This is a genomic window from Rhizobium sp. P32RR-XVIII (assembly GCF_012641395.1).
GTDB lineage: Bacteria > Pseudomonadota > Alphaproteobacteria > Rhizobiales > Rhizobiaceae > Rhizobium.
Genome location: NZ_JABAIH010000002.1, coordinates 1 through 17,579, shown reverse-complemented (window position 1 = coordinate 17,579; position 17,579 = coordinate 1). Strand labels below are relative to the sequence as shown.

Annotated in this window: 12 protein-coding genes and 1 pseudogene; 3 read left to right on the top strand and 10 right to left on the bottom strand. The window is 59.7% G+C overall.

Going from position 1 to position 17,579, the window contains the following annotated elements:
• Positions 1 to 13 precede the first annotated feature (13 nt).
• Positions 14 to 118 (bottom strand): annotated as a pseudogene (locus HGP14_RS36165) (IMP dehydrogenase); the annotation flags it as partial.
• 149 nt (positions 119 to 267) lie between these two features.
• Between HGP14_RS36165 and HGP14_RS05025 the strand changes: the two are divergent.
• Positions 268 to 1,164, top strand: coding sequence for a LysR family transcriptional regulator (locus tag HGP14_RS05025; RefSeq protein WP_168828778.1), 897 nt, complete (start codon positions 268 to 270; stop codon positions 1,162 to 1,164).
• Between the two features lie 126 nt (positions 1,165 to 1,290).
• Here HGP14_RS05025 and HGP14_RS05020 read toward each other — a convergent pair whose 3' ends face one another.
• From HGP14_RS05020 to HGP14_RS35390, 4 genes are all read right to left on the bottom strand, one after another.
• A complete protein-coding gene (locus tag HGP14_RS05020) occupies positions 1,291 to 1,995 on the bottom strand; it encodes an LssY C-terminal domain-containing protein (RefSeq protein ID WP_168828777.1) in 705 nt (234 codons plus the stop codon).
• Positions 1,996 to 2,213: 218 nt separating this feature from the next.
• Positions 2,214 to 4,568 (bottom strand): arylsulfatase, encoded by a 2,355-nt coding sequence (locus HGP14_RS05015; protein WP_168828776.1) that lies wholly within the window; start codon positions 4,566 to 4,568, stop codon positions 2,214 to 2,216.
• Positions 4,569 to 4,801: 233 nt separating this feature from the next.
• A complete protein-coding gene (locus HGP14_RS05010) occupies positions 4,802 to 6,046 on the bottom strand; it encodes a hypothetical protein (RefSeq protein ID WP_312862095.1) in 1,245 nt (414 codons plus the stop codon).
• Positions 6,047 to 6,264: 218 nt separating this feature from the next.
• Positions 6,265 to 6,597 carry a hypothetical protein gene (locus tag HGP14_RS35390; protein ID WP_246704365.1) on the bottom strand — a complete coding sequence of 111 codons (333 nt, stop codon included), beginning with the start codon at positions 6,595 to 6,597 and terminating at the stop codon, positions 6,265 to 6,267.
• Here HGP14_RS35390 and HGP14_RS05005 point away from each other — a divergent pair.
• Positions 6,587 to 7,240, top strand: coding sequence for a transglutaminase-like cysteine peptidase (locus HGP14_RS05005; protein WP_246704364.1), 654 nt, complete (start codon positions 6,587 to 6,589; stop codon positions 7,238 to 7,240). The two genes, HGP14_RS35390 and HGP14_RS05005, sit on opposite strands and share 11 nt — an antisense overlap.
• A gap of 65 nt (positions 7,241 to 7,305) precedes the next feature.
• On the opposite strand, the gene HGP14_RS05000 is transcribed toward HGP14_RS05005, so the two are convergent.
• From HGP14_RS05000 to HGP14_RS04985, 4 genes are read right to left on the bottom strand one after another with little or no spacing between them, the layout of a single operon-like run.
• Positions 7,306 to 7,965 carry a ribbon-helix-helix domain-containing protein gene (locus tag HGP14_RS05000; RefSeq protein ID WP_168828774.1) on the bottom strand — a complete coding sequence of 220 codons (660 nt, stop codon included), beginning with the start codon at positions 7,963 to 7,965 and terminating at the stop codon, positions 7,306 to 7,308.
• Position 7,966: 1 nt separating this feature from the next.
• The gene (locus HGP14_RS04995; RefSeq protein ID WP_168828773.1) at positions 7,967 to 9,259 is read right to left on the bottom strand and encodes an HlyD family type I secretion periplasmic adaptor subunit; all 1,293 of its coding nucleotides are present in this window, start codon (positions 9,257 to 9,259) and stop codon (positions 7,967 to 7,969) included.
• A complete protein-coding gene (locus HGP14_RS04990) occupies positions 9,256 to 11,415 on the bottom strand; it encodes a type I secretion system permease/ATPase (protein WP_168828772.1) in 2,160 nt (719 codons plus the stop codon). The genes HGP14_RS04995 and HGP14_RS04990 overlap by 4 nt, the downstream gene beginning before the upstream one ends.
• A gap of 19 nt (positions 11,416 to 11,434) precedes the next feature.
• Positions 11,435 to 12,796 (bottom strand): TolC family outer membrane protein, encoded by a 1,362-nt coding sequence (locus HGP14_RS04985; protein ID WP_168829584.1) that lies wholly within the window; start codon positions 12,794 to 12,796, stop codon positions 11,435 to 11,437.
• 469 nt (positions 12,797 to 13,265) lie between these two features.
• Between HGP14_RS04985 and HGP14_RS04980 the strand changes: the two genes are divergently transcribed.
• On the top strand, positions 13,266 to 13,877 hold the full coding sequence (locus HGP14_RS04980) for a GGDEF domain-containing protein (RefSeq protein ID WP_312862094.1): 612 nt from the start codon (positions 13,266 to 13,268) through the stop codon (positions 13,875 to 13,877).
• Positions 13,878 to 13,934: 57 nt separating this feature from the next.
• Here HGP14_RS04980 and HGP14_RS04975 read toward each other — a convergent pair.
• Positions 13,935 to 17,579, bottom strand: a 3,645-nt coding sequence (locus HGP14_RS04975; RefSeq protein ID WP_168828770.1) for a VCBS domain-containing protein, incomplete at its 5' end; no start/stop codon positions are given.

Here is a 17,579-nt window from a genome sequence, read left to right as displayed (position 1 = left end):
TAGGGACGGTTGCGGACGCAGAGAGCTTGATGATCGCGTCGGTGGGTTTCTGAACTTTGGGTTCCGCGACTTCTTCGCAGCGGATGTGGCCGGGGGCGCGAAGCGCTGTGCTGAGCATGGTCGTCTCCTGTTCGGGCCGAATGCCCGCGTCATTCTTTCGGGAGATAGATAGCACCACTGGATAGTTCGGATTAGCCGTCGCAATTTGCATGGACTTATCGAATTCGGCTATTAATAATCTGCAGCCGACCCATCCGGAGAGTCATCATGGCGCGCGAGAACTTCAATGAGCTGCTCCTGTTTCTCGCGGTCGCGGAGGAGCGCAGTTTCACGAAGGCCGCGGCCAAGCTGGGCGTTGCGCAGTCGACGCTCAGCTACGCGGTCAAGGAACTCGAAGCACGGATGGGGCTCAGGCTCCTGACACGCACGACACGGAGCGTGGCGACCACGGAAGCTGGCGAGCGCCTTCGGCAATCGCTCGCGCCGCGCATCTCGGAGATCGAGGCCGACATCGAGGCCTTGATGGCGTACAGGGACAAGCCTGCGGGCACCGTAAGGATTACCCTGTCAAACCACGCAATGGAGAGCGTGGTGTGGCCGAAGCTCTCCCCCATCCTCGGGGAATATCCAGATATCAAGTTGGAACTTAACGTCGACAGCAGTTTCCGCAACATCGTCGAAGACGGCTTCGACGCGGGCGTGCGCCTCGGCGAGAGCCTTGAGAAGGATATGGTCGCGGTGCGGATCGGGCCGGACTGGCGGTTGGTCGCTGTGGCGTCCCCCGACTATTTCAAGACCCGCTCTGTGCCAGCGACGCCGCAAGAGCTTATGCATCACAACTGCATCAACAGGCGTCTCGACCGGGTCGGCGGGCTCTACGGCTGGGAGTTCGAAAAGAACGACGAGGAGGTCCGGGTAAGGGTGGAGGGCCAGCTCATCTTCAACACTGATCGTGAGATGGTGGACGCAGCCCTTCAAGGATATGGCGTCGCCTTCGTGCCGGAAAGCTATGTCGAAAGGCATGTCGCGGAACGGCGTCTCCAGCTCATCCTAGACGACTGGACACCCAAGTTCGCGGGCTACTACCTTTACTATCCAAGCCGTCGGCAGAATCTTCCCGCGTTTTCGGTGATCGCGGAGGCTCTTCGAGAGAAAAGTCTTTGATGATCGCCAAGCCTTATGGCCGCTTATGGCGCAAAGGCGACATCGACAGATGACCGCTTCCGGCCCATTCCGGAGGTCAGCGATCTTCCGCTGCTGGCCTAATGCGGACATTGAATGCTCGGCCTTCTACCGGTTTTGAAGCACGCCGATGAGAGCCTTTCCGTCGGTGAAATAGGGATCCCCGCCTCCGTTGCGGCCGTCTTTTGTCGCTCCGATGCCATCGATCTCATAGCTCGACAAAAGTTGTCCGGCCTTGAGAAGATCGCTGATCATCAGGTTTCGCTCTGCGTCGACATTCGGGCCGATATGATGCGTGATTTGACCGGTATCGTGGCTGAAGCCGACACCCCGATCAAAACTTGCCGAGCCTAGCCAGTGCGGGCGGTGATTTGGGCCGGTTTGTTCGGTCAGCCAGAAACGAACATGGTTGCGTTCGTCGGCGCTTCTGCCCACGGGCTTTTCGAAAGCCAGATCCTGTTTTCTGCCCTCGAATAGCAGTGGACTAACCGGCGCATCGAGATCGGGCCGATCAAGCACCACGCTCAATCCAATATCGATCGATGTGCGCAAGGTAATTTTATCCGCAGGATCCCATCCAGCAGCCGCGAACGCCCTGATTACTTCTTCCTTCGAACCAACAAGACCGACATTGATGGGGTCGCCGGGAATACCCTGCTCCGTGGTCGTGACCATGTTGCCAACCTTAACAACTCGGTCAGCGTCGTGAAAAATCCAAATCTCGGGGATGACGAAATAGGCAAGCAGCAAATAGGTGAACAGCACGGCAATCAAGGCGCTCATCGCCATGCGGGTTTTCGTGCGATGACGCATCGGAATTCGCCCACCCCCAAAGATTGAAGGAGGATCATACGCCGAACATGCGGCGGGGACATCCAGAATTTGCTTTGGCAGAAACTGCCACCGATCGCTTCTGGCGCGACGCAACTGAGGCTATCGTCGGCTGTTGGCCAGAAGCGCGCATTCGGACATTCGGGCGCGGGATCAGAACTAGTCTCCCCGCCTGAACCGACAGGGAGACTTGGGCATTGCTACTGCAGTTCTATGGTCACCTTCTCAAGCTTGCCAGCGAACTCGAAGGGCATCCGGTTCTCGTAGTCGGGTATAACCGCTGATCCTGTGTCAGCCCCGACGTCAAAGGTTTCGTCGAGGGAAAAGCGGCAGCAAATGGTCCTGTCGATGTGGGCCTGGGCAACTTGCTTGCCGTCGACCAAGAGTTTGCCGTTGCCGCCCTTTCCGATGCCGCCTCCGTCATAGGTGAACTCAAAGCGAATGACGTGCTTGCCAGGGGGAAGTTGTTCCGTCGATGCCACCTTGAACTTGTGCTGCGGCTGGTTGGAAAGCGCATGAACGAACATCGGCTTTCTGTCGATAACCAGCAGCCCCCACCCACCGAAATCGCCTCCCTGCGTGGCAAGGACACCATCCGAACCATTCTGCGAAATCTCGACATCGGCACTGACGCTATACGACCTGTTCTTGATGTCCGGAGTGCTGCCCTCGGGGATACGGATCATCCCTGGATAATAGGTAAACACGTTGCGGCCGCGCGTAAGGCTGGGACGAATGGCGGGATCGACGCGTTCCGCAAATGACGCATCCAAGGGCAGAACGTTGTAACGAGCACCCTCTGCCCAGAACAAGTCCTGAAGTTCTCGAAGCTTTTCGGGGTTCTGCTTGGCGAGATTGTCCGCTTGGCTGAAGTCTTGCGCCACGTGATAGAGCTCCCAGTTGAAGGTCAGCGGGTCATCCGCGCCAGGGACAGCCTTGGGCTGCCACGGCAGTCGCTTCGGCGTCGTCGAGGCTATCCAGCCATTGCTGTAAAGCGCCCGGTTTCCCAGCATTTCGAAATACTGGGTCTTGTGCGTCGAGGGAGCTGCCGCATCGTCAAAGGCATAGACCATGCTGACGCCTTCAATCGGTTTTTGCGCTACCCCGTTGAGCATTGCTGGCGGATTTATGCCAAGCACCTCATAGATTGTAGGAACGATGTCGATGACGTGGTGGAACTGCGTCCGAATGCCACCGCCAGCCTTGATGCGATCCGGCCAGGAGATCACCAGTCCGTTCCGCGTTCCGCCGAAGTGCGATGCCACCTGCTTCGTCCACTGAAATGGCGTGTCGAAGGCCCAGGCCCAGGCCGCTGGCATGTGATTGTAGGTCTTCGGACCGCCCAACTCGTCTATCATCGATAACAGGTAGGGGAGGTCCTCGGTGACCCCGTTCGCGTTGACAGCGACTTCATTACTGGTCCCTTGCAGTGTTCCTTCGCCACTGCAACCATTGTCGCCATTGATATATATAATCAGCGTGTTGTCGAGTTCGCCGAGTTCGTCAATTGCATCGATGACCCGGCCAATGTTGTAGTCTGCATGGGAGAGTGCACCGGCGTATGTTTCAGCCATCCGCGCGTACAGCCTCTTCTGGTCGGCTGAGAGGCTATCCCAGGCAGGGAGTTCCGCCGGGCGCGGGGTGAGCTTGGCGTTCTCCGGGATAACGCCCATTTGTTTCTGGCGAGCGAAGGTTTCCTCTCGCACGCGATCCCATCCCTGGTCGAATTTTCCCTTGAACCTGGCAATCCAGTCCTTGGGCGCATGATGCGGCGCGTGGGAGGTACCGGTTGCGTAATAGGCAAGGAAGGGCTTCTGAGGGGCAACGGATTTCTGCATGCGAATCCAGTCGATTGCGTGATCGGCGAGGTCGACATCCAGGATATAGTCGGGCTTGCCCGCATACGGCTCGATAGGCTTGGTGCCCTCGAACAGCGCTGGACGCCATTGATCCGTGTCACCGCCTATGAAGCCGTAGAAGTAGCTAAACCCGAGCCCGGTTGGCCAGAGGTCGAACGGCCCCGCCTGGCTCGTTTGCCAGTCCGGCACGTTGTGGTTTTTGCCGTACCAGGAAGTCGTGTAGCCGTAGTCCTGAAGCACTTGGGCGACCGTGCCGTTTTCCTTCGACATGACCGAGTTGTAGCCGGGGTAGCCGGTTGCGAACTCCGTGATGACTCCAGTCTGCACGGAGTGGTGGTTCCGCCCTGTGATAAGTGCGGCTCGTGTGGGCGAGCAGAGTGCGGTGGTGTGGAAATTGGTGAAGCGAAGTCCTGACTGCGCCAGGCGGTCCATTGTTGGCATTGGTATGGGGCCTCCGAACGCGCTCGAAGTGCCGAACCCCGCGTCGTCGGTAAGAACGAGCAGGATGTTTGGCGCGTCCTTCGGCGCTTCAATGGGCTTAGGAAAGTCAGGAGTGGAGTCATTCGCTGTCCGTCCTATTACGCCTTTGAATGGCTGATCTGGACGGGGCAGAGTATCTTGCGCAAGGGCGGTTCCGCCACCGAGCGCCAAAACGCCTGTGACGTACAAGGCTGATAGTCCGAGTGACCGACACATGAGTTAGTCCTCCAAAATGAAAACCTCCGGGTCTCGATTTTTTTTGATGCGGATAGCTGGGTACACGTCGCGACAAGGACGGCGCTGACGTTGAAAGTACAGGTTGAATTATAGCACAGCCGGTGCACGCTATAAAATCCGAATCCTGCAGACTGTGCGCCGTTTGAAAGCGGGATGTCCGCTCATCGCGCAAAGCGGCCGCTCCCGCTATGGCCCGGCCTCGCGAGGCCTCCTCAGAACGACTTCGGCGCGGCGCTCAGCAGGTTCAGCTTGCCGCCGCTGATGGTGTAAAGGCTAAGCTTGCGTTCGACACTGCCTGCGGGGCTGAGCCGGAAAAGCCCGGTCACGCCGCGAAAGCCGGTCTTCATCGTCAGGTTCTCCGCCGAAAGGCCCGTCGGGCCCTTCACGCGGATGATGCCGGCGGCGATCGCCACGGAATCGTAGCCATAGGCCGCATCCGTCGACAGCGTGCGGTTATAGTGGCGCTTGTAGCGATCGGCGATCAGGCTTGCATCGTCGGGTTCGACCATGGCGATCATGGCGCCCGCGACGGCGGGATCGCCATAGGCCTGCGACGGCCAGGCGCTGGTGCCGACGAGAACGAGGTTTGTCTGGCCGCTTGCCTTGATCGCACCGGCGATGGTGGGCACGATGACGCTCTTGCCGAGGACGACGACCGTATCGGCCTGCTGCAATTGAGCCTTCGATTTCTGCACCGCATCGGCGGCGGCCGCATCGCTGAGATCGTAGCGCGCAGTCCCGACGTAAACGCCTTTGCCCGCGCGGATCGCATCCGCGAGACGAGTCTCATAGGCGGGCGAAAAATCCCTCGGGGCGAACACCATCACCTTCTTATGGCCGCCCGTGGCAGCCGCACGGATGCCTTCAAGCGCGCTGTCGAGTTCATCCGAGGCGAAGTTGTAGACGTTGCCGGCGGTTGCCGGAACGTCATCGTCAAGGTTGACGAGCGGCGGGCGCTCACCGGAGGGCATGGCGGCAATCGCCGACGTGACCGCGGGCGAAGCGTAGCTGATAAGCAGCACCGAATTGCGCGCCTTGGCGGCGCTGACGGCGGCCGGCACTGCGCCTGGACCGCCCGAAACATCGACGACTTTGACGAAGACCTGGCCATTGCCGAGCTCGCCGACGCCGAGTGCGGCCCCGTCACGCACGTCGCGGGCAGTGCCCTCGTAAACGCCGCTTGCAGCCTTCGGCAGCAGCAGCGTGATCTCCGCGCCGGTTTCACCGAAGGATTCCTCGACTTTGCTTGATGGCGGCTTCATGTCGGTATTCTTGACGGCATTGAGGCCGTCCGAACCCGACTGGCAGCCTGCAAGCAGGCCGGCGACGAGAAAAAGTGAGAGCGGCAGCAAGCGAGCCCCGCGCCGGCGCTTCGACGCGGCCACCGGAGCAACGTCCAAGGGCTTGCCGCGTAAACCATACGCGGGTCCGGTCTTCAGCTTCAAATGCGGCGTCACTGCTTCCCCCGAATGCGGCATGCCGGCCTTGGCGGCCCGTTAGAAGGCGTTCATTTCTGCACCGGGGGCAGATGAAAATCAAACCCCTCCCCCAAACTTGGTTGACGGCAAAACTAAAGTTTTATCCGTCTTTGAGTGGAATATTTGTACTTAGTTTATCCATGCTTCCAAACGGCATGTTTATAGGTGTTCGGTATATTTCTCTCGAACAGGGAGAGTTAAAACCCGATGAAGCGCAGAATAAAACTAAAAATACTTAGTGCTTTTACTTTGGCATCCTTCGCGTCACTGTCTTTGGCGTCACCTTCACTCGCGCAGATGCCGGTTCCGCAAATCAGTGCCGCGTCATATACGCCGATACTTTCCGCCAATACTGCTAATATGCTCGCACAGGCGACGAGCATGGCGGGTGTTTTCAATCTGATCAGGACAGCCGCCAGCGACGTTTCGAGCTCTGTCCAAGCGATTAATCTTGCCTCAGTGGCGCAATTGCGACAGGCAGACAACGCGTCCTTCACGACCGCCTCCATCAAGCCGGTCATGCCGTCCAAGGCGACCTCTCCGAACGAGGCCGTTTTCGGCTCCGTCACCATTCCGTTCAAGCGGCTTGCTGCCGTCAAGCGCCTGGCACCTTCGCTCGCCGAAATGGAGAGCGGCGCAGCCATCAAGTGCGGCAAGAACGGCTGTTCGAATGCCACCGGGGTCATCAAGGCGGCGCTCGACCAGACGGCGCAGGCTTCGATCCGCGACAAGCTGAATGCGGTGAACGTCGCGGTCAACCACTCGATCCGCTACCGCCGGGATAGCGACATCTATCAGGTGGCCGACTACTGGGCGACGCCTTCCGAGACCCTTGCTCGTCAGCAAGGCGATTGCGAGGATTTCGCGATCCTGAAGATGGCAGCGCTTCGCGCGGAGGGCGTCGACAACAAGGACATGTCGATCGTCGTCCTCTTCGACCAGAAGCGCCACTTCTATCACGCCGTGCTGTCGGTCGCGGTCAACGGCAATTACTTCATTCTCGACAACATGCGTGACCAAGTGCTGCCCGACAGCCGCCTTCCCGACTACCAGCCGCTCTTTTCGATTGCCGACGGCAAGGGATATCTCCACGGACTGCGCGCCGGCACCAAGCAGGTTGCCTCCAGCATGCCGCTGGAAAAGGTCGCACCCGGCGAAGGCGCGGCATACTGAAACGCGTGAAAGCGTATGACGATAAAGGCGGCTGCAGGATGCGGCCGCTTTTCCGTTTTAAGGCATCAGTAGCGCGAGATGTAGCCGATCAGCATCGACTTCTCGTGGGTCGGCGCCAGCGCGAGATTGATCTGGCCGCGCATCGCCTGGGTGCCGATGCCGATGCTGAAGCCGGTGTTCAGCGTCTTGCCGCGGTTCAGGTTCAGCGTCGTGATCGCTTCCTCGATCTGCGTATCGATGGAAAAGCGCAGGCCCTTGGTGAGCTGTGCCGTGTCACCCGAGGGCAGGCGCTGGCGCAACATCGAGAGGAACGGATCGTTGAAATACTGGATCTTCTTTTCCCGCGTGAGCAGGATCGTCGGCGACGGCGAGGCCTGAATGATGGCGTTGAGGTTCGCCATCGAGGCAATATCCTCGACGGTGTCGAGGCGACGCAGCGCCCATTTGAGGCTGAGAACGCGCAGCAGCGAGGCAAGATTGCCGGATTCCGGCAGCTGCGAGGCCGTATAGTGCACCAGATCGGCGGTGCTCATCTTACCGGCGGAGGACATGCGGCCGAGGCCGTCCCAATAGATACGCTCCAGGCGGATGCCGCGGCGCTCGCCTCCCCGGCCGGCGACGGCGCGAAAGCGGGGCTCGATTTCCTCGGCGCCGATGATCGGCAGCGACTCGTCGGCCGGCTCGGCAGTCGTCAGATCGCTCGCACGCGGCTTGGAAATCAGCATCTCACCGCTCCGTCAGCGCTTCTGAACGCGCCTTATTGATCGGCTTCAGCAGGTAGCTGAGGACCGTCTTGTTGCCGGTCATGATTTCCACGGAGGCGACCATGCCCGGAATGATCGGATAGGGTTTTCCGTTGCGTTCCAGCTCCGATTTGTCCGTCTTCACCTGGACCAGGTAATAGGTCTCGCCTTTTTCCTTCTCCACCAGGCTGTCGGCCGAGACGTTTTCGACGATGCCTTCAAGCCCGCCGAAGATCGAGAAATCGTAAGCCGTGACCTTGACCACCGCTGGCTGGCCGCGGCGGACGAAAGCGACGTCGCGAGGCGATATCTTCGCTTCGATCAGCAGCGTATCGGCTGTCGGCACGATGCCGGCGATGACGCGGCCGGGATCCACATAGGCGCCGATCGTGTTCACTTCCAGCGTGTTGACGATGCCATCGACCGGCGAGCGGATATCGGTGCGCTTGACGCGGTCGGAGGCGCCGCGGATGGTCTCATCGACCACGGAAAGCTCGGCAAGCGCCGTCGCCTTGTCGGTCAGCGCCTGCTGACGCAGCTCAAGCGCCAGATCGCCGAGCTGCAGCTTCGCCTCCTGCACGGCAGCTTCCAGGCGATCGATGCTTTCCTGATAAACCTTGAGCTGGCCCTGCTGATCCGTCAGGTCGCGTTCGACCTTTAGAATTTCAGTCTGCGCCACCAGCTTCTTCTGGGCCAGCGGGCTGATAAGGTCGTACTGGCGCTGCGCACCTGTAATGTTGTCCTCCAGGCGGGCGATATTGGCATGCGCTTCGTTGAGTTCGTTCTCGCGCTGTTTGACACGCTCCTGAAGAACGCCGAGCTTGTTTTGATAGCTCGCTCGGTCGGCGGCAAAGAGGCTCGTTTCGTTGCTGCAGACATCCTTGGCGACGGCCAGAATGTCCGGCGGGCAAACATAGGGCGCGTCGTACTGGCCTGCCTCTTCGAGTTTCAGCCTTGCGACCTTGGCGCCGAGCGCGCGCGCCTTGGCGACAGATTCCCCGAGCGTCGATGTCGTGGTCGTATTGTCGAGCTGCACCAGCAGCTGGCCCTTGCGGACGACCTGGCCGAGTGTCACGGCAATCTGCTGGACGACGCCGGGTTCCGACGACTGGATGATCTGGGTCTTCGAAACGGGAATGACCTTGCCTTCGCCGCGGGCGATCTCGTCAATGCTGGCAATCGCCGCCCAGCCGACGAAGCTTGCAATCAAGAGCGCGCAAAGCGCCAGGATGGCGCGGGCGAAAAGCGGCGGATGGTCGAGACGATTGGCCCTCATTGCTGCCCCGCCGGTCTGCGCTGCATGGCCTCGATCACGGCCTGCTTCGGGCCGTCGGCGATGATGCGGCCCTTGTCGATGACGATCAGGCGGTCGACGAGCTCGAGCATGCTGTGGCGATGGGTGGCGATCAGAAGCGTCGTCTCGGGGCCGAACGCGCCGGACAGCTTGGAAATCAGATGCCGTTCGGTGGCAAGGTCCATTGCGCCGGAGGGCTCATCCAGGAAGACGATCTTCGGCCTGGTCAACAGCAGCCGGGCGATCGTCAACGCCTGCTTCTGGCCGCTCGACAGATTGGTGCCGCGCTCGCCGACGGGCATATCGAAGCCGCGCGGATGGTTGGAAACGAACTCGTCGACGCCGGTCATGCGGGCGACCTCGAGAATTTCCTCGTCCGTCGCATCGGCGCGGCCGATCAAGAGGTTTTCCTTCACGGTGCCGGAGAACAGATCGGAGGACTGGCCCGCAACGGCAACGGCCGCGCGCACTTCCGCCATATGGTATTGCCGGATATCGACGCCATCGATCAACACGCGACCGCTTGCCGGAGCAAAGAGGCCATCGAGCAGGCGGCCGAGCGTCGTCTTGCCCGAGCCGATGCGGCCGATGATGCCGATCTTCTCACCCGGACGGACATTGACGGACAGGCCGTTGATGACCGGATAATCGGAGCCCGGATACTGGAACGAGACGTTCTGGAAGCTGAAGCTGCCCTGCTGGATCTGGCGATTGACGAAACCGACCGTCGAAGGCCGGTCGTCGGGCTGCTCCATGATCTTGTCGAGAATGCGCAGCGACATGGTCGCCTGGCGGAAACGCGCGAGCGTCATGGCGATCTGGCCAAGCGGGGCGCCGGCGCGGCCTGCCAGCATCACGGTCGCGACGATGGCGCCCATGGCGATGCGGCCGGCAGCAAATTCATAGGTGCCCGCAATCACGATCAGGACACTCACCATCTGCTGGATGAACGTCGTCATGTTGATGGCGTTCGTCGAGACATGCTTGATGTCCTCGCTGGTGCGGCTCGAATATTTGGTGAGCTCCTGCCAGCGGCGCAGCATCGCCGCCTCGGCGCGAAGGCTCTTCAGCGTCTCGATGGTAGAGATGGTTTCGATGAGCAGCGATTGGCGGCGCGAGGCTTCGTTTGCCGCTGTCGCCATGCGCTTGCCAATCTTCGCCTGCGCCCAGAGGCCGATGGCAACGGACAGGACGAAGGCAACTGCCGGAATGACAACCAGCCAGCCGGCAATCAGATAGATGACCGCAAGGAAGATGAAGACGAACAGGCTGTCGATCAACACGCCGATGGTGTTCGAGGTGAAGAACTCGCGGACGAATTCATACTGCGTGACGCGATTGGCATACTCGCCTGTCGAAAGCGGGCGGGATTCCAGCGTCGAATTCAAAACCTTGTCGAAGATCAGCTGGGAGAGCCGCAGATCCGCCTTGCGGCCGGCATAGTCGATCAGCGACGAGCGGGCCGTCTTCAACAGGAAGTCGAAGAGATAAGCAAGCGTGATGCCCGCCGCGAGAACCCAAAGGGTCGCCTCCGCCTTGTTCGGCAGCACGCGGTCGTAGACATTCATCGTAAAGAGCGGCGAGCCGAGCGCGATGAGATTGATGAAGAGCGCCGACACCATGACGCGAACATAAGTCCGCCAATAAGGGACCAGCGTTGTTGCCAGCCAGTGGCGCTTTTCAATCTCCACGGCGTTGCCGACCAGCGCCTCTTCCGAAGCATTCTGATAGTAAAGCGTGAAGGCAAAGGCCATCTTGGGCTTCAGCGCCGCGAGCTCTTCGGGGGTAAGCTTGATCGATCCGCCGCTCACCGGAACGATATCGGTGACGTAGGCGCCATCTTCCGCCACTTCCAGCAACGGCAGAACGCCGCCATCGGCAAACGAGACGATGGCCGGGCAATCGAAATTGCCCAGGCGGCAGTCGCGTTCCTGATGCCTGATGACCTGAAGGCCGATGCGCTCGGCCATCTGCTCAACGTCGTCAAGCTCCAGCGATTCGGTGACCTCGTCCGGCAGGCCGGAAAAGAGTACCGTGTCTGAGCTTGGCCGGCCATAGAACGCGGCCACGGACTTGAAAGCGGCCTTGAACGTTTGGAGCGGGGTGCCGCTTGAGGTCTCGAGTGCTACGTTCAGCATAGTTCCATGGCCGTATCGACTACTGCTGTCGAATCGGCGCTAGAAGGTCCAACGGCAGGCCGGCTTTCTGATGTGAATCAAGCTCGACGTATCCCGGATCTGCGACGCCCGCGGGGACAACAAACTCTTCCCGCGCATAAGACTGGGCCTGCGCGACCGGCTTCAGCTTCATCGTCTGAAGCAGATTGCCGGAAGCGGCCAGGATTTTGTACTCGGCGAAGACCGACGCGACGCGCGCCGTATCGGCGAGAACCCTGGTGTTGAAATTGGTGTTCTGCGCATCGAGCACGTCGAGCAGCGAACGCTGGCCGACGCTGAACTGCTGCCGGTAGGAGGTGACCAGCTGGGCGTTGGTCGTGGCCTGCTGGCCGAGGATGCCGGCAAGCTTGCCGCGGCTTACGCGCTCATTCCACGCGGAGCGGACGGACTCCCCGACTTCGCGCTGCACCTGTGCCAATGCATAGCGCTGCTCATCGGCGCGGCGGATCTGCTCCTGCTCGCGGGCAACATCGATGCCGCCGCGATAGAGGTTCCACCGGGCGACAACTTGCACCTGGTAGTCATTCGTATTGCCGCTGTCGTCGTTGATGTCGTCGCCAAGCCGGGCGGTGCCTTCGAGGTCGACCTTCGGCATGTAATTGGCGCGCGCGCCGCGCACGCCAGCATCCGCCGCATCGATATCCGCATTGGCGGAGTAGATACGGGGGCTGTTCTTGCCAGCGACGAAGACGGCGTCGTTCAGCGTCTTCGGCACGAACTTGGCGACGGAAGGCGGAGTCTGCGCGCCGGTGATCGGCTCGCCCACGACCTGCAGGAAGCGAATCTTCGTCGCTTCCAGCTCTTCGTTGGCTTCCTGCAGACGGGCGGCGGCAGCCTGCTGGCGCTCGACGCCCTGCAGACGGTCGGCGTCGGTCAGCGTGCCGCCCTTGATGCTCTGCTCGATGTTGCCGAGGATCTGGTTGTGGAAGGCGAGGTTATCCTGGGCCGCCTTAACGATCTGGTTCTGAAGGATATATTCGAGATAGTCCTGCGTCACCTCAAGCGCGAGCGATTCGGAACGCTCGAGCACGCGGAACGAGGCGCCGTCGACGCGCGATGCCTGCTGATCCACCTGCGCCCGGCGGTCGCCGCCGTCGAAAAGCCGCTGCGTGATAGTGAGGCCGACGCTGTTGGGAGACAACCAATCACTGTCGGAGTTCAGCGTTCCGCTCGAAGAATTCGACAGACGACGGCGGCCGCTTCCCGCGTCCAGGTCAACAGAGGGCAAGTAAAGCCCGCGCGCCTGGCGAAGTTCAAATTCGATTGCTTCACGATCCTTCGCAGCCTGCAAGATCTGCGGGTTCGTCTTCATGGTTTTTTCAATAGCTTGCTGCAGCGAAATAGCATTAGCGTCAACGCAAAATGCAAAATTCAAAGCAACAGTCGCAGACAGTGCTGCGAAAATTCTTTTGCCCCTAAACAAGACCGATGCCCTCATCACCTGTGATTAATCCGCCTACCTATCTACCCGGATTCTTTCTCACCGGTAAGCAAGTAGCATTAAGTTATCCATACTCCAACTGGCCTGCGGCTTCTTCCTTCGAAGACAGTTAACTCTAAGGTTTTCCCACTTAAAGCAACAATTTTACGGGATTTTTTAATCGGTATTTTTTGTGCTAGCGGTTAGCTAAACGCTCACCCTCAGTGAGTACATAACCGCCATGATCTTTGCTAACCGCTACTCCCTAGCCTCTCTAAAACCCGCCCTGCTGCGCGCTGCAATCGGCGCGTTGTGCTGCGTCGCGGGCTCCACTGGATTTTTACTTATCTTAAACCTTCTACTCCCGGATAAACCATTTTTGGTAGGATTTGTGAGTATTCCTTTAATTTCGTTTGTTGTTGCATTTCCGCTGCTGTTGGCGCTGCAGCTGCGTAACGCCGAACTTGCGGCGGTGCGCGCCAGGATGAGCCATGCCGCGCGCCACGATCCGGTGACGAATGCGCTCAACGGCACCGCCTTTGCGGCTGCGATGACGCATTATGTCGATCGCCGCAGGAAGATCGCAACCGATGCCGGCGGCATCATGATCGCCGTGGTCGTCGAGACGTTCGATACGGTCAGCCGCCGCTACGGGCCGCAATGGGCCGACACCGTGATGCAGTCGCTGGCCGAGATCATCAAGAGCTCGATCAGAAGCGGTGATCTCGTCGCACGGCTGGCCACCAACGAACTCGGCATCTTCCTTCCAGGCGCCACGCCGGAAAACGCGCAGGACATCGGCGCCCGCATCCGCAGACGCGTCGAGCAGGCCGCGTTCGAAACCGCCGAAGCCCCCCTCGACCTGAAGATCAAGCTCGGCGGCGCGCTCTTCGAGGGGACCGAGGATTTCAATCGCATCAGGCAGCTCGCGGACGAGATGGCATTCGACGGCACGACCGAGGACGGCGAGCCGATGGCAATCGCCAGATTGCCGGCGGCCTGACGCCCAAAAGCAGAAAGGGCGCTTTCGCGCCTTTTCTTGGATTTTCGTCCGATCCTATCAGCCGACATGCGGTGCAGTCGTTGCGTCGTGCTTGTCGTCGTAGAGGATCTTGACCGCTTCCGCGGTGCCCTGAAGAACCGCCACGTCGTGCCAGGCGCCGTTGTCGTTGACGCTAACGACGGTATTTGCACCGCTGACCGTCGTCTTGACGCTGGAGAGCGCTTCCGCCTCGCTTGCCTCGTGACCGAGCAAGGAGTTGAGAAGGTTCGATACGTCGAGTGTGTCGCCTTCGCTTGCCTTGTAGTCGGTGATCACGTCAGCCAGCTTCACATCCTTGAAGGCGTCGGCATCGAGGACGAAGGTGTCGGCCCCTGCCCCGCCGGTCATCGTGTACATGCCAGCGCCGCCATGGAGGTGGTCGTCGCCGTCAGTGCCGATCAACGTCGTGCTGTTCTGATCCGCCGCGCCGAGCGTCGTATCAAAAGCAACCTCAACGAAATGGCCCGTCGAGCCGTCCGCCAGGGTGTAGCTGCCATCAGCAAGGATGGACTGGCCGTTGATCTGCGCATCGGACGCCGAGGCGTCGAGCGAGATGCTGCTGATCGAGTGATCCGCCAGGCTCGACAGCTCGCCGTTGTCAGTGATGCCGTTGTGGTTGAGGTCCTGCCAGACGGTGAGCTTCGAGAAGGCCTCGTCGGCCGCGTCGACCTTGCCGTCATGGTTGCTGTCGAGGGTCGAAAGCGCCGCCAGGCCATCCGCATAGCTGCCACCGGCAAAGTGCGGCGAGAAGATCTCGCTGCCATTGTCGATCTTGCCGTTGCCATCGACATCGAGCGCCAGGATGCCGTCGCTGCCGGCCGTCCAGGCAATCTGATCCTTGTGACCATCGGCATTGATATCGAACTGGACGCCGTTGTCGAGCGAGGTCAGCGCGACGCCGTTGTGATCGAGGTCGAGGACGATGGGGTCAATTGCTTTGTTGGTACCAACCAAACCACTCAGATCATTGGTGTTGAAACCCTGAAGGTCGACCAAGGTGAACTTGGACTGGTTCCATGATTCTTGTTGTTCATAGACGAAAGTATGCACGCCGTCCGAAAGGGTCGCCGCGAACGCTACGACATGACCGTCACCGATGCTGCCGCCTTGGAGATACTTTACTGCGGTTGCAACATCAGCCAGCGAATTCAGGCTCACGATACCGCTACCGTTATTGAAGGTAACCAGACCATTCGCGATTTTATGTGTGGCGATCGTAATATTGCCGGTCACATTGTCAAAGTTTCCATTCGTGGTGCTAGTCGCGAGGCTCACATTGCCCGGCAAGCTCAGCTTGTCTCCCTCGCTGACATTGAAGTCCGTGATTTTGTCATAACCTGAGATCTGGGTGGTCCCAGAAAGGGCCGGCGAAGAATCGCCCCTTGCGACTACAAAAGTATCCGCGCCACTTCCCCCGGTCAGGATGTCTGCCCCCTCACCACCGGTAAGGGTGTCGTTGCCGCTACCGCCAATGATCGTGTCCTTGCCGGAACCGCCGATAATCGTGTCGTTGCCGCTCGAACCGTTGATTGTCAGCGCCTCCGTCTGGTTGGACAGATTGAGCGTACCATTCGACGCCATCGTGACGTTTTCGATGTTGCTGATCTGGTTATCGCCAGTGCTGGTAAAGTTTCCGGCTACCTTCAGCGTATCGCCGGCATTCGAGCCACCGACGAAATTATCGATGTCGTCAATCGATGTGAAGCCGGTTGCCGTGTGTGCGCTCAGGTCAACAGTGATGGCCTCGGTCGTACCGGCATAGCTCAACGTATTGGTCCCACCAGCGAGGTCGACAGTCACCTGCTCGATGCCGGAAACCGTACCGCCCGCGAACTGTGTAATCACGCCGTTGGAGACGACAACATTGAGCATATCATTGCTGTTCCCTCCCGAGATCGCCAAAGTATCGGTGCCGGTACCGCCGACGACGATGTCAGCACCATCACCAATCGCATACTTGAAGGTATCGTTGCCTGCGCCACCGAGCAGGACATCGTCTCCAGCGCCGCCAGTGATCGTGTCGTTGCCATCACCACCATCGACGAAGTCGTTTCCGTCTCCACCGAGCAATGTGTCATCGCCACCCATGCCATAAACTGCGTCGTCGTCCGCTCCACCGTCGATGGTGTTGCTGTCGCCGTTTCCGATCACAACATCATGGCCGGCGCCAGCCAAAAGCGTCTTGTTCTTGGCAGCATGCTCGTCAATCACAATCAGATCGCCGACGCTCCTATTGGCGTCAGAATAGGAACTCCCGCTACCGCCACCATTGTTCGTGACCGTAATCTCTCGGCCGCTCGACTCGATGGCATTGAAGGCGACATACGTGGTCTGTTGCGCGCCAGTGCTCCCATCGGTAGCCGTTACGCGGTAAACATAGAGACCCGCATCTCCATCGATATCATAGAATGATCCGGTGATCTCACGCGGGTCGCCGGTGACCGTCACACCCTTGGTCAGCCAGTCGTCGGAATCGGTGGCGGACACTTTCTCGAAATCATAGGTCATAGACCCCGAGCCGCCACTGAACAGCGTCGATACGTCGAAGCCAATCTTGTTCGGCCGGTCGTCGTTATCCGTGAAGGCATAGCGGCCTGTCGGATCCGTGCTTTCATTGACGCTGGCCGGAAGTGCCTCATTCGCTCCGTTGATGGTAAAGCTTACATCCTTCGTGGTGCCGTCCGCAGAGGTGATGCGGAAGGTTTCAACCTTCGACTGATTGGCATTGAGATATTGAACGGCAGCGTTCGATACCGAGTAGGTGTAGTTGCCATCCGCCGACAAGATAAGCGTGCCCAGATTGGTGCCGACATTTGTCACAGACGTGCTGAACGACGACTGATCGTGGTCCTTGTCGACGATCGAGATGCTGCCCGTTGCAGTGAGCATTCCGTTGCCATTGACCGCGACATCTTCCGTCACCGCAGAAACCGTCGGCGTGCCGATCGCCGCCGCGTCGTCAGCGCCGTTGATCGTGAAGCTGACATTCTTGGTCGTACCATCTGCGGCGGTGATGGCGAACGTTTCAGTCCTGTGCTCATTGCCGCGCAGGTACTGAACATCCTCGTTCGCAACGGAGTAAGTATAGCTTCCGTCAGACGACAGGGTCAGCTTACCCAGGTTTTCTCCGACGTCCGCAACCGTAGCCTTGAATGTCGCCTGCCTGGTATCGGCATCGCTGACCGAGATCGTCCCGACGGCGGTCAGATTGCCGCTTCCGTTGACGCCGACATCTTCCGTTACCACCGAAACCGTCGGCGTGCCGATCACGGCCGCATCGTTCGCGCCGGTGATCGTGAAGCTGACGTCCTTCGCCGTGCCGTCGGCAGACTTGATGGTGAAGGTTTCCGTCTTCTGCTCATCGGCCTGCAGGTACTGAACCGCCGCATTCGACACCGAGTAGGTGTAGCTGCCGTCGGCCGCCAGAACCAGAGAGCCGAGGTTGCCAGCCGCGCTCGTCACTGTCGTCTGGAACAACGATTGGCCATGGTCGGTATCGCTCACCGAGATCGTACCGGTTGCCTTCAGCAAGCCGCTGCTCACGCCGACATCTTCGGTCACGCCCGAAACCGTCGGCGTGCCGATCACGGCCGCATCGTTCGCGCCATTGATCGTGAAGCTGATGTCCTTCGTCGTGCCGTCGGCAGACTTGATGGTGAAGGT

Coding starts and splice junctions, on each gene's coding strand:
- HGP14_RS05005 (WP_246704364.1), top strand. CDS start 6,587: ATGCCGTCCAAGGCGACCTCTCCGAACGAGGCCGTTTTCGGCTCCGTC.
- HGP14_RS05020 (WP_168828777.1), bottom strand. CDS start 1,995: ATGCGTCATCGCACGAAAACCCGCATGGCGATGAGCGCCTTGATTGCC.
- HGP14_RS04995 (WP_168828773.1), bottom strand. CDS start 9,259: ATGAGGGCCAATCGTCTCGACCATCCGCCGCTTTTCGCCCGCGCCATC.
- HGP14_RS05000 (WP_168828774.1), bottom strand. CDS start 7,965: ATGCTGATTTCCAAGCCGCGTGCGAGCGATCTGACGACTGCCGAGCCG.
- HGP14_RS05015 (WP_168828776.1), bottom strand. CDS start 4,568: ATGTGTCGGTCACTCGGACTATCAGCCTTGTACGTCACAGGCGTTTTG.
- HGP14_RS05025 (WP_168828778.1), top strand. CDS start 268: ATGGCGCGCGAGAACTTCAATGAGCTGCTCCTGTTTCTCGCGGTCGCG.
- HGP14_RS04990 (WP_168828772.1), bottom strand. CDS start 11,415: ATGCTGAACGTAGCACTCGAGACCTCAAGCGGCACCCCGCTCCAAACG.